Below are 11,816 nucleotides of genomic sequence, written 5' to 3'. Positions count from 1 at the left end.
CTAGTCAGATGTCCGATATCGCGGAGATCACGGAGTTCGTAGCGTTCTGTCCCGTGAATCTCCTGGAAGCAGTCGAGCTGAACTCCGTGACCAAGCAGTACGCCCACGGGGTCACCGCGCTCGACGACGTGACGATCGGCTTCGCGCCCGGCACCTTCACCGCCGTGATGGGACCCTCGGGATCGGGCAAGTCCACGCTGCTGCAGTGCGCGGCCGGGCTCGACCGGCCCACGTCCGGCCGGGTGGTCGTGGACGGACGCGACCTGGCCACGCTGAGCGACAAGAAGCTCACCCTGCTGCGGCGCGACAGGATCGGCTTCGTGTTCCAGGCGTTCAACCTGCTGCCCTCGCTCACCGCCGCGCAGAACGTGGGGCTGCCGATGCGCCTGGCCGGCCGCCGTCCCGACCCCGAGCTGGTCCGCCAGAGCCTGGCGGCGGTCGGCCTGGCCGAACGGATGAACCACCGGCCCGGCGAGATGTCCGGCGGCCAGCAGCAGCGGGTCGCCATCGCGCGGGCCCTGGTGAGCAGACCGGCCGTGCTGTTCGCCGACGAGCCGACCGGCGCGCTCGACGCCAACACCAGCCGCGACGTGCTGCGCCTGCTGCGCACGCTGGTCGACAAGCACGCGCAGACCATCGTCATGGTCACGCACGACCCGGTGGCCGCCTCCTACGCCGACCGGGTGGTCTTCCTGACCGACGGACGCGTCTACGGCGAGCTGCAGGACCCCACGGCTGAGCTGGTCGCCACCCGGATGCTGCAGCTGGAGGCGTCGTGCTGAGCATCGCCTGGTCCACGCTGCGCACCCGCCTGCTGTCCTTCGCCGGCACGTTCGTCGCGCTCGCGCTCGGCGCCGCCCTGATCGCCGCGCTCGGCCAGGTGCTGGCCACCACCGTCACCGCGCCCGACCGGGGTCCGCAACGCTACGCCGCGGCCCCCGTCGTGGTCGCCGCGGACGAACGGCTGACCGTGAACACCTGGCGCGGCGCGGAGAGCCGGCCGCTGGCCGAGCCGCGCGGCCTGCCCGCCGAGCTGGTCGCCCGCTTCCCCGACGCCGTGGTCGACCGGGTCTTCCCCGCCCAGCTCGCCGGTGGGCCCGACGCGGTGGGCCGGCCCTGGTCGGCCGCGCGTACCGCGCCGTACTCGCTGGTCTCCGGGCGGGCGCCCGCCTCCGCAGGCGAGATCGCGGTCTCGGCGGGCGCCGCGGCCGGTGACCGGGTGCTGGTCGTCACGGCGTCCGGGTCGAAGGAGTATGACGTGGTCGGCGTCACGACGCCGGGGCCGCAGCCGGCCGTGTTCTTCACCGACGCCCACGCCGCCCGCCTGTCCCCCCGGGTGGACGCGCTCGCGTTGTGGAGCCCGGCCCCGGAGGTCCGTGCCGCCGTCGGTGCCGCTGTTGGTGCCGCCGCCCGGGTTCTGACCGGGCAGGACCGGGCCCTGATCGACCCGAACAGGGCCGCCGACGAAGAGGCGAGGAACAACGCGAACACCATCGTCGGCATCGCCGCCGGGTTCGCCGCCTTCGTCGCCGTCTTCGTGGTCTCGTCCACGTTCGCGTTCGCGGTCGGGCAGCGCCGCCGCGAGTTCGCCCTGCTGCGTACCGTCGGCGCGACCGTACGCCAGGTCAGGCGCATGGTGTACGCCGAGGCCGCGCTGGTCGCCGTCACCGCCTCGGCGGCCGGGGCGTTGGCCGGGCCGCTGGGCACGCGGCCGATCCTGGACTGGCTGGCCGGCCTCAGGATGGCGCCCGCATGGCTGGTGCCGAGCACGTCGAACGTGCCGTCCTGGGTGGCGTTCTGCTCCGGGGTGCTGGTCGCGCTGCTCGGCGTGGCCGTGGCCGCCAGGCGGGCCGGGCGGGTGCGTCCGTCCGAGGCCATGCGTGAGGCCGCGGTCGAGCCGCGGGCCATGACCGCGGGACGGTGGGTGATGGGCCTGGGCGTGCTGGGGACCGCGCTGGTCAGCATGGCCGTGACCGCGGTGGGCGACCCGTCGTCGGCGATGAACAACAAGTCGTTCATGCCGCTGGTGATGCTGCTCATCGCGGCGGCCGGGCTGCTGGCGCCGGTGGTCGTGCGGCCGGTCACGCGGCTGCTGACGCTGCCCGTCGCCCGGCTGCGCGGCGCGGGCGGGACCGTGGTCGCCGCCGGGGCCATCGCCTCGGCCAGGCAGACCGCGGCCACCGCCGCCCCGGTGCTCGTGACGGTGGCGCTGGCGGCCTCGCTGCTCGGCGGCGCGGCGATGACGGACGCGGCCAAGTCCGCGGTGCAGACCGGCCCGGTGCGTGCCGACTACCTGGTGCTCCCGTCCGGGGCCGCGGGTCTCGACCGCGAGTTGGTCGGCCGCCTCGGCCGCATCCCCGGCGTGACCGTCACCACCACCACCCCGACCAGCGTCTACACGCTCGAAGGCGACACCGCGCTCATCCAGCGACCGGCCGAGGCGGTGGAGCCCGCCGCGCTGCGCGCCGACCTGGACATCCCGGTGCTGTCCGGCTCCCTGGACGACCTGCGTGACGACACCATCGTCGTCTCCGAGACCTGGGAGCTGACGGCCGGCCAGACGGCCAGGATGTGGCGCGCGGACGGCAGCGAGGCGACGTTCAAGGTGGCGGCCGTGATGGCGGCCTCGGCGCCGGCCGACGCGTACGTGACCGCCGCGCACGCCTTCTCCGCGCGGCCGGCCGCCGCGTACGTCACGCTCAAGCCCGGCACCTCCGCATCCACGGCGGAAGCGGCACTCGCGCGGGCCACGGAAGGCCACAACGCGCGAGCCGTCAGCAAGGCCGAATGGCGCGGCGACGCCGAGCAGCGCCGCAACTCGGCCAGCCGGCTCGGGCTGATGGTGGTGCTGTACATCATGCTGGCCTACACGGTGATCGCGATGGTCAACACCCTGCTGATGGCCGCGGGCGACCGCGCGGCAGAACGCGGCTCGCTGCGCCTGCTCGGCGCCACGCGCGGCCAGGTGCTCAGGTACGTGATGGGCGAGGCGGTGCTGGTGGTCGCGGTCGGGGTGGTGCTGGCCGCGGGGGCGACCGGGCTGAGCCTGGGCGGGCTGTGGGTGGCGCTCGCGCAGGTGGCGGGGCCGGTGGCGGTGAGCCTGCCGTGGGCGACTTTGGGGGCGTTGGTGGCGGGGTGTACGGCGCTCGCGGTGCTCGCCACGGTGATCCCCGCCCTGTCGGCCCGATCGTCCCGCCTCTGACCCGCGCTCGCCCTCGTGCGTCGGCCGCCAGGTCCTCCGGGGACGCCGCTCCCCCGACGGCACCGCTCAGCCGAGGACGCCGTTCAGCCGAGGACGCCCAGTGCGAAGGCGGCCGGGATCAGCGCCAGGGTGAGCGCGGCCGCCCACCACCGGGGCCTGGGCGCCGTCCGCAGCACGGCGGCGCCCATCGGCACCAGCGCCACCACCAGCCCGGCCAACACGACCAGCGACACCGGATCGCCACTGCCCTTCAGCACCCCCAGCGGCAACGCGGCGGCCAGCCCCAGCGCCACGCACCGCGCCACCCCGGCCGCCCCGCCCCCGAACGCCCTGGCGCGGAAGGCCCCGACAGCGAGCACCACCCAGCCGCCCATGATGGCCGGATTGACCGCCTTGAACAGGTGGAAGGCCCCGTACGTCCGGCTCACCGCCCGCTGCGCCGCCTCCAGGCCGAGCACGTCCACCAGGTGGAAGGCCAGATGGCTCACCCCGGCGTGGAACACCCGTCCGAACAGCCCGAGCACCACCAGCGTCACCCCCCACCGGGCCCAGCCGGGATGAGTGACGGCCACCCGCCTGCCCAGCGCGACCACGGCCGGCCACAGCAGCACGACACCGGCCGCGAAGAGGCTGTACGACACCACCATCCGGCCGGGATCGGCGGCGTAGGCGGCCAGTTGCCCGGGGAAGAAGTCGTCCGTTCCGGCCCGGACGAGCACGCCCGCGAGCAGGAGCGGCGGCCCGAGCACCGCGCAGAGCCCCTCGATCCACTGGCCGACGCGCTGGGGAAACACCTGCTGAGTCATACCGACCAGTGAATCGGCCACGCTCCCCCGGCACACGGGCGCGAGAACGAGACCTCAAGGTAGTGCGGGCACTACCCCGCCTCCTCCTCCTGCGCCTGGGGCGGGTAGGCCGCGGACTGCCCCTGGGCCGGGTAGACCTCGGGGTCGTCCAGCGGCACCTTCAGCCAGGAGATCATCTGCCGCAGCCGATGGTAGGCGGCCAGCCGCTGCTCGTCGCTGTCGGCCTCCTCGGCGGCCGCGATGGGCTCCCACAACTTGGGCACCATCTCGGGACCGAGCTCCAGCAGCCCGCCGCTGCCGCCGGTGGCCCACTTGGCCAGCACGTATCTGGCGATCGCGCCGACCGGGACGTCCAGGTCCGCGGACATCCCCCGCAACGTGACCAGCGGATCGAGCAGGCCGTAGAGCTGTACCTCGGCCTTGAAGGCGGCGTGCGGGTCGTCCCGCGCCCACTCGCCCTTCCACCGGTCGAGCCTGAGCACCTGCTCACCGTCGTCCTCCGGCCGTGGCGACGTCTCGGCCACGCGCGACCCCTCCCCCGGCGTCGGATACGGTTCCAGCCATGTCCGTGAATCTTGTTACCAGTGTGAACGACCGGTGAGAAGATCGGGGGTGCTCCGAATAGCGAACGCAGTACTCGCGAGATTGCCGGCACCGCTGCACGCACTCGTGCAGAAGCACCACGAACTGCTGAAGTTCGGGGTAGTGGGCGGAACGGCGTTCCTGGTCGACAACGCGACGTTCTACGCGCTGAAGCTCACCGTCCTGGAACCGAAACCGGTCACCGCGAAGATCATCGCGGTACTCGTGGCGACCATCGTGTCGTACGTGCTGAACCGCGAATGGTCGTTCCGCACCAGGGGCGGCCGCGAACGCCGGCACGAGGCGGCGCTGTTCTTCCTGGTCAGCGGCATCGGCCTGGTGCTCAGCTCGGCACCGCTGTGGATCTCCAGATACGTGTTCCGCCTGGAGACCCCGGACGTGAGCCTGGTCACCCAGGAGATCGCCGACTTCGTGAGCGCCCAGGTCATCGGCACCCTGGTCGCCATGGTCTTCCGCTTCTGGGCGTTCAAGAAGTGGGTCTTCCCCAAGGAGCAGGCCCGGCCCGGCCGCATGCGCCTGGCCCCCACCCCCGACTCCAAGGACGAAGCCGCGGCCTGACGCCGATGTAGGATCCGCGTTCGGCTGTCACACGTCGACTCCGTGAGCTGCGCGTTCTGCTGAATCCATGCTCCGTGTCACCTTGATCGTTCCACGCTTGGTGTCATTTCCTCGGCGTCCGTCGGCGAGGCAGCTCCGGTGGAGTCGGTCTTAGCGTCCATTGCTTTGCGGGTGCTGGCGCCGCCGCTTGGGCGGAGCGGGACGCCCAGGTCGTGGGCTCGGTGGATGATGTAGGTGGTGCTGGTGCCCTTCTCGCGTGCGATGTCTGCCAGGGTCCGGCGGCGGGTGACGTATTGCTCGTAGAGCCAGTCTCGGTCGATAACGTTGTGCTGCTTGAAGTAACGTCCGACTTTCCGCAGTTCGATGCCGTACTCCGCTGCGAGCCTGGTAACGGTGGATTTCGATACTCCGACGTCGAGCGCGATGGCGCGCGCTGACTGGTGCTCGTCGAGGTAGCGGCGGCGAAGTTCCTCTTCGGTGAGCACTTGGCGAGCGGCGTGGCTCACCTGTCCGAGGGCGCGGGCTTGGGCAATGCTGAGCGGAGAAGACGGAATTGGGTGCTCTTCGAGGAGGAGACGGACGGTCTCGATGCTGACGCCGAGCTCCTGGGCTGCTGATCCGGCTGGGTAGCGGTGTCCGCGAGTTATCTCATGCAGGTGATCGATGTCGATGGTCGACGGGTCGGTGCCGTGCAGGTCGAGGCCCTCGAGCATTTCAGATGGGGGGCACCAGGTCACCGGTTCGCTCTGCAGTCCACGTCCGTCGACGAAGTCGCGTGCGACATGCCTCAGCTCGTTCGCGAACTGGAGCGACCACACCTCCGTGAAGCGTGCGGCTTCCGCGCGGAAGGTACTCACGCCAGTAGTGGGGAAATCTGGCGCTCGGTCGAGGGGCATGCCGCTGATCCAGCTGAACAGCACGCATCGCGCGATGCGAGCACGTAGCCCAGTTCCCGGAGATTGGCGGCTTCGACGGCATACTTCCACCCATTGTTCGGTGGGCAGCAGGTTCGAGTAGTCCAGGGCGCGGCGTCGGTGGTAATCGATGGGAATGTCGTTCTCGTCCAAGTAGTGCGCGAGACGGACCAGGGCCGTGGCGATGGGTTCCCAGCACTGCCGGTCACGCAGCATCTGCAGGACACGCGAGAGAGATCCTCCGTCGCTGGCATATCCGAGGATCGACGCGGCCTCATCGAGCTCGAGCTTGGCGCCGACCATGAGCACTGACGAGGCCAGAACGGGGGCCAGGATCCGCTGGTAGGCGCCCCTCGGGGGGCTCAGCCGCACGACCCATGACGGCCATAGCGTGGCAGGGAGCTTGTGCGAGCGGCGGCGGATCTGCCGGGCGGTGGCGGACGGAGGCGAGGGAAGCGCGACGGTTTGATATCGCAGCTGATCGCTCGGGCGGAGAAGAGGTCCGAGCGCGGCCAGTTGAACGGTCTGTAGGACGGGGCCGGTGCCACGGCCCCAACTCCGGATGGTGGTAGCCGTGGTCTTCTCGGATCCGTCGCGGGCCTTGCCGATCACCGTGCGCAGAGCCTGGGCCGCTGTGTCCAGTCGTTCTTCGCCGAGCACCTGCAGTGCGGTGATGATTCCGACTGCGGTCATCGCAGCGGTCGGCGGTGCCATGGAGCCTGGACGGCCCGTCGTGGTGGCCCGTCGCCCTGGATCGTCGCTGGGTTGGAGAGTCAGGTAGGCGCTGAGCGTCTCGGCGGGAACCCTTGCCGCCAGGTCGTCAGGGTCCAGGTGTGTGAGCATCCGGCTGGCGACTGCGCGTAGTTCAGAGAGCACCACGGTCGAAGGCTGGGGGTGGCGAGCATACTGGCCGAAGTCCGCGCGGCCCGTCTCGATCATGTTCATGATCAGGTGCTGGGCCTCCATCACGGGATGGCTGGCGGGCAGGCGGAGGACCTCAGCTTGGGTGAGGTCCTGATCGCATCCGCGTGGAGCGGCGAGGTCAGCGCCTCGTGCCGGTCGTGCGCCGCAGCGTCCTGGGATCGGCAGGCTGTGTCGGGAGAAGGGGCGTGCTCGTGTAAGGCGTCGGCATCCTTGGCAGGTGTCCGCGAGGAGGAGGGAGTGGCGGGTGCAGGCGAACGACCAACCCAGGCGCCATTCCAGTTTCCATCGTCCGGTGGTGTCTGCGAGGCAGTCGGGGCAGTATCGCGATCCGGCGCCTCGGCCCCAGAGTCGATGCCGGTTGACCTGTCGCTTCTCATGATCGATCAACAGCGCTCGTCCGTGGAAGTGCGCCAGGGTCATGGCATGAACTCGCTGTTTGTCCAGGCCAGTGACGAAGGCGATGTTGTCGGCTTCGCGCTCGCTCAAGGCAATGGTCCAGTCGGTGGGGCGGGGGTGGCGCAGGTCCTGGCTCTTGGCCTTCGTCAAGAGGCCGAGGCTGGTGAGCACATCGCCGTAGCGAATCTGCGTCCGGTGCGCGTATGCCTCCAACCAGGAGTCCAGAGGCTCTCCGGGAAACGGTGACATCCGGATCGGCAGCGTCCGCATCGCGGTCACGCTCGTCGCCTCGTGGACCGCTGTGGCTTGCTGGTCTTCTTGCCGGCGGCCAGCAGAGCCTCCCACTGCGCCTGCCGTTCTTGTGCGGCCCGGTCGAGCTTGACCATGGTCATCAGCTCGAGGGTCAAACGCTCTTCCCCGGTTCGGATCGCCCGCAGGCACCCTCGTTTGATCAACGTCATCAGGGAGCCGATGTGCCCGCTGCAGCGGGCGTAGAGGTGGTCGGACAGATCGTCGGCGAGCATGCCTGGATGCTTGTCGGCCAGTACCAGACGCTGTTCCAGAGAGAGCAGGAAGTTTCGCCATGGCGTGCGTCCAGCGTCGTCGTCGATCGTGAACGGATCCAGAGCGAGCGGGGTAATACGGCGTTCGAGCTGCGGATCGTCGTAGAGGCCCTTGTCCTCCAGGCCGTACCCGATGAAGAGGATCATCAGCGGGAACTCGTTGGCGATCGTCTTGAACTGGTTGGCCAGCTCGGTCCCACGAATCGACCGGAACCGAAGGAACTGAAGGTCATCGACTAGCAAGAGCCGTGATTCGCAAGACAGGGCGCAGTCCAGGGCGCGGGACAGGAACGAGTTCGCGGTCCCGCTGTTGCGCCCGGAGTGGGCGAAGAACTCCAGCATCGCCCAGTTGAAGTCCTTGATCGTGGTGTCGCCCATCATTCCGACCCGGATCACCGGCCACCGCTCGTGCCCGGCCGCGGTGAATCGGCCGTGCTGGCGGATCAGGTCGTTGTGGACGCGCTTGGCGAACGACAGCCCGATCGTGGTCTTGCCCAGGCCGGGGAACGCGTCAACGGCGGCCATCCCCTTGGCCTCCCAGTTCGGCTGGTCCAGGCCAGCTTCGAGGATGTCAGTCAGGTCCTCGACGAGCTGACTTGCCTGGATCGTCTTGATCGGACGCAGATTGGCGAGGAACCTGCGGCGCCACAGATCGTGCTCGGCCTTCGCCTCCGGCTTCATCGCCTTGAGGCCGTGCGCGGTTATGTCCGGCGGGCGCGGGAAGTCCGGCGCCTCAGCGAACGCCGCGAAGCCTTCCTTCCTGGTCAGGGTCAGATCGTCGAGTGCCAGGCTCCGCCACGCGGGATCATCCTCCAGCGGTGCCTGGACCTCAGACGGAATCACAGATCCTCCAGAGCATCGGCGTAGAAGGACTCCTCGTCGAGTTCGGCATCCTCGCCAAGCACCCCGCCCTCGAAGTCATCGGCATCCGCGGCGTCGTCGTCCCCGCCAATGTCGGCGGACTCTCTCACAAGCTCGCGCGGGGCCTGCTTGTCCAACTCGACGGTGAACGCGATCTGTTCTCGGGCGGCACGCAGCGCGATGCGCCGCTCGGCCAGCGTCATGCCCAGCCCCAACTGCCACCGCTCGAGCAGTTCGGACACGGCCAGGCGGTCGTTCGGGTATGGGTGCTTCGTCGCGGCGAGCTTGCGACCGTACTCCAGAGCGTCCTCGCTCAGCGGGAAACTGCGGCTGGCCGCGTGCTCCCAATCCAGCTGGTGCCAGGTCCGGTCCAGATCACGGAAGTAGGCGTGGTCGATGTCGTCCGGGTTGACCTGGATCGGCCACTTGCCGCCCAGATACGGGCTCGGGCGCCCGTCGAGGTAGAGACCAGGGCCGTTGTAGCGCCGACCATCGATCTCGACCCCGTAGGGCTGGATGGTGCGCCACTTGGTCTCCAAGAACTCCAGCGCCAGGAATCTGTCCCGTGGAACCTCGATGTATCCGGCCCTGGCCATCCCGTGCTCGAACATCTGCGCAGGCGACATGCGCAGCCCCGGGACCGCCGGATCGACCAGGCTCGAATGGGGCGTGAGGTGATAGGTCGCCGCGACCCATTGCCGGATCCGATCGAACAACTCGTCGATGTAGTAGAACGCCTCCCGTTCAGGCGCCTCGCCTCGGGAGAAGAGGTCTGGGCCCTTATAGCCGGGCAGGGCGTGCAGCAGCCCTTCCCTCAACGTCTTGAAGAACCGCTCGACCGGACCTTTGTCCCGGCCTGTCCGGAGCCGGACCGGCTGGATGGAGATGCCCATCCGGGCGCAGACGCTGCGCAGATGTTCCGAGACGTAGATCTTCCCGTGGTCGATCACTACGGTCTCGGGCACCAGCGCCGGCCCAGCGGCCCTCACCATCGGCCCATCAATCACCGACGGGTCGATCAGCACCGAACGGGGGATGCCGTGCTCGGGCCAGACCGCCTCAGGCGGCCAGTGCGCCGCGACCAGCAATGGCCGGTATGCCTGGAAGAGAGCCGCGGCCGCGTCCACCGCCTTGGTGGAGACCGGCGTCAGCCGGATCCCCACGATGCAGCGGGTGTACCAATCCATCACGACGGTCAGCTCGCAGTTGATCCACCGCAGAGTCACCGGATCCAGCGCGAACACGTCCAGCCGGGTGGTGTCCATCAGCAGGTACTCACCCGGCCGGGTCGGACGCAGCCGCCCGAACACCTCCCGGGGCCGTCCGGCGATGTCCCGGTTCCGCTTCGTACTCAGCCGGAACGTCGGGTGCTGCCGTTCCAGCGCTTCCAGCGCCTCATATGCCTTGGACCGGCCGGGCATGTCCACCGCACCCTCACCGAACCTTGCGACCAGGCGTGCCCGCGTGCGTTCGATCACCTCGTTGCGCTGCGGCTTGGACTGGTCGGTGTGCTCGACCATCACCTCCAGCGCCGTCTCGACCCACCGCGGGTCGAGACGGTCGAGCAGCGTCGTTCTGCGGGCGCGGGGCGCGAGCCCGGCCGCTCCTCGTTCCTCAACCGCGGCCATCCACCGCTTGATGGTGCGTACTGAGACGTCCAACTCCCGCGCCTTGGCCGCATATCTGGTCATCTTCGGCAAACCGGGGTCGTACTCAGGTCTCGGCTCACCGGGCGCTGGCAGCTCGGAACTGCCCGACCAGTAGCCGAACCGCACCTCTCGAACATGTCCCACCAGGTCCGCCACACGTTCCTGTTCAGCACGGTCAAGCCGCGAGAGCACCACCGAGGCGACATCTTCGACATCCCCCGAGCAGGCTCCGGGCTCCTCGGGAACAACCGTGGCCCGAGCGGAGAACAACAGCTCTTTGACCGAGACTCGCAGCATCCGCCCCCTGCAGTCCTTGAGCACTACCTCGTTGCCCGCACCGGTCGCCGCGAATTCGACGACTTCGACGGCCTCCCCGTCGTAGACGAGTCGCGCCCCAATGCCGAGCCGCGCTGTGCCATGGCTCATGACGACCTCCTGAGAACGGTGCCTGGGCATAGCCGGATACTCAGATCAGCCCTGAACTGTCCGGTCCAGAGCAGGTGGAGGACAGCCGCCCGTACCAGCCTCCGATCGAAGCTCGACGCCGCTGCGAAGGCCTCTCGCAACGTCACCCCGTCCGTCAGGCTTGCCTCCAACGCGGCCACGAGATCGGGTGAGAACAACCAGGGTCTGCGGTATCCGGCGAGAAACCGGATGTTCTCGGTCTCGACCGGATCCGGCTCGCTCCACACTTCAAAACCCCAGCCTCGCGACTCGATCACCTGCCTGCTCCAGGCGAAGGTGAACGCGACCTCCGGACGCGCCAACCGCCGTGCCGGCTTCACATCTACCACCAGCGGACCGGACTCGGTCATCAGCAGGAAATCGGGGATGTGTCGACGCTCAGCGCCCTCCACCTGGGCCGTCATCAGAAACGGCTGAGCCACGATCCGAGAGACCGACCGGTCGAAGTCGGCAAAAAGAAGCCGCGCCAGCTCAAGCCGGGACTCGTAGATCACATGTGAGCCCTCGGTAGCAGACCAGAAAGCACCCGAATAGTGCTTCTGACCATGGTGCCAGCGGAACGTCCGCCACGGCCCGGCCGCGAGCATCTCCTGCACCGGCGCATCCATGAACCGGCACGACACCGCCGCGGTCCCGTTCGGCGACTTTGCGCGAACCTCGGCCGTACCTACGACATCAGCATCCGACAAGAGCACCTCGACCCCCCTCATGGAGACCTGGCAGGTGCCCTCATCATGGGTTCCAATGACCCCACCGTCACCAGAAACGCCAAGAACATCACTACATAGTGCGACCCTGTAGACCTGCGAGTCCGCGAATGGTGTCCTAAGGGCCATCTATGGGACACGGTGACGCGGAAAGGGACATCAAAGCGC

At 69.0% G+C, this 11,816-nt stretch carries 9 protein-coding genes; 3 read left to right on the top strand and 6 right to left on the bottom strand.

Going from position 1 to position 11,816, the window contains the following annotated elements:
• Positions 1 to 8 precede the first annotated feature (8 nt).
• Positions 9 to 782 carry an ABC transporter ATP-binding protein gene (locus HII36_RS12920; protein ID WP_173523376.1) on the top strand — a complete coding sequence of 258 codons (774 nt, stop codon included), beginning with the start codon at positions 9 to 11 and terminating at the stop codon, positions 780 to 782.
• The gene (locus HII36_RS12915) at positions 776 to 3,202 is read left to right on the top strand and encodes an ABC transporter permease (protein WP_173523375.1); all 2,427 of its coding nucleotides are present in this window, start codon (positions 776 to 778) and stop codon (positions 3,200 to 3,202) included. Before HII36_RS12920 ends, HII36_RS12915 begins: the two co-directional genes overlap by 7 nt.
• Before the next feature lie 83 nt (positions 3,203 to 3,285).
• Here the strand turns inward: HII36_RS12915 and HII36_RS12910 are convergent, their stop codons facing one another.
• Together HII36_RS12910 and HII36_RS12905 are read right to left on the bottom strand one after the other, a co-directional pair.
• Entirely contained in the window at positions 3,286 to 4,008 is a 723-nt protein-coding gene (locus HII36_RS12910; RefSeq protein ID WP_173523374.1) for a hypothetical protein, read from the bottom strand.
• 71 nt (positions 4,009 to 4,079) lie between these two features.
• Positions 4,080 to 4,532: a DUF6027 family protein gene (locus tag HII36_RS12905; RefSeq protein WP_173523373.1), complete on the bottom strand. Its 453-nt coding sequence runs from the start codon at positions 4,530 to 4,532 to the stop codon at positions 4,080 to 4,082.
• A gap of 121 nt (positions 4,533 to 4,653) precedes the next feature.
• Between HII36_RS12905 and HII36_RS12900 the strand changes: the two genes are divergently transcribed.
• On the top strand, positions 4,654 to 5,169 hold the full coding sequence (locus tag HII36_RS12900) for a GtrA family protein (RefSeq protein ID WP_217369451.1): 516 nt from the start codon (positions 4,654 to 4,656) through the stop codon (positions 5,167 to 5,169).
• A 77-nt stretch (positions 5,170 to 5,246) separates the two neighbouring features.
• Here HII36_RS12900 and HII36_RS12895 read toward each other — a convergent pair whose 3' ends face one another.
• From HII36_RS12895 to HII36_RS12880, 4 genes are read right to left on the bottom strand one after another with little or no spacing between them, the layout of a single operon-like run.
• Positions 5,247 to 7,673, bottom strand: coding sequence for a TniQ family protein (locus tag HII36_RS12895; RefSeq protein WP_236003443.1), 2,427 nt, complete (start codon positions 7,671 to 7,673; stop codon positions 5,247 to 5,249).
• Between the two features lie 5 nt (positions 7,674 to 7,678).
• Positions 7,679 to 8,809, bottom strand: a complete 1,131-nt coding sequence (locus tag HII36_RS12890; RefSeq protein WP_217369450.1) for a TniB family NTP-binding protein — start codon at positions 8,807 to 8,809, stop codon at positions 7,679 to 7,681.
• Positions 8,806 to 10,902, bottom strand: a complete 2,097-nt coding sequence (locus HII36_RS12885) for a helix-turn-helix domain-containing protein (RefSeq protein ID WP_173523371.1) — start codon at positions 10,900 to 10,902, stop codon at positions 8,806 to 8,808. The genes HII36_RS12890 and HII36_RS12885 overlap by 4 nt, the downstream gene beginning before the upstream one ends.
• Positions 10,899 to 11,636, bottom strand: a complete 738-nt coding sequence (locus HII36_RS12880; protein ID WP_217369449.1) for a TnsA-like heteromeric transposase endonuclease subunit — start codon at positions 11,634 to 11,636, stop codon at positions 10,899 to 10,901. Before HII36_RS12880 ends, HII36_RS12885 begins: the two co-directional genes overlap by 4 nt.
• Positions 11,637 to 11,816 lie beyond the last annotated feature (180 nt).

It is taken from the genome of Nonomuraea antri, from assembly GCF_013283785.1.
In the GTDB taxonomy this organism is placed as follows: domain Bacteria; phylum Actinomycetota; class Actinomycetes; order Streptosporangiales; family Streptosporangiaceae; genus Nonomuraea; species Nonomuraea antri.
Note: the sequence above shows the minus strand (reverse complement) of the source record. Positions and strands in the feature narration are given on the sequence as shown.

Coding starts and splice junctions, on each gene's coding strand:
- HII36_RS12920 (WP_173523376.1), top strand. CDS start 9: ATGTCCGATATCGCGGAGATCACGGAGTTCGTAGCGTTCTGTCCCGTG.
- HII36_RS12910 (WP_173523374.1), bottom strand. CDS start 4,008: ATGACTCAGCAGGTGTTTCCCCAGCGCGTCGGCCAGTGGATCGAGGGG.
- HII36_RS12895 (WP_236003443.1), bottom strand. CDS start 7,673: ATGCGGACGCTGCCGATCCGGATGTCACCGTTTCCCGGAGAGCCTCTG.
- HII36_RS12885 (WP_173523371.1), bottom strand. CDS start 10,902: ATGAGCCATGGCACAGCGCGGCTCGGCATTGGGGCGCGACTCGTCTAC.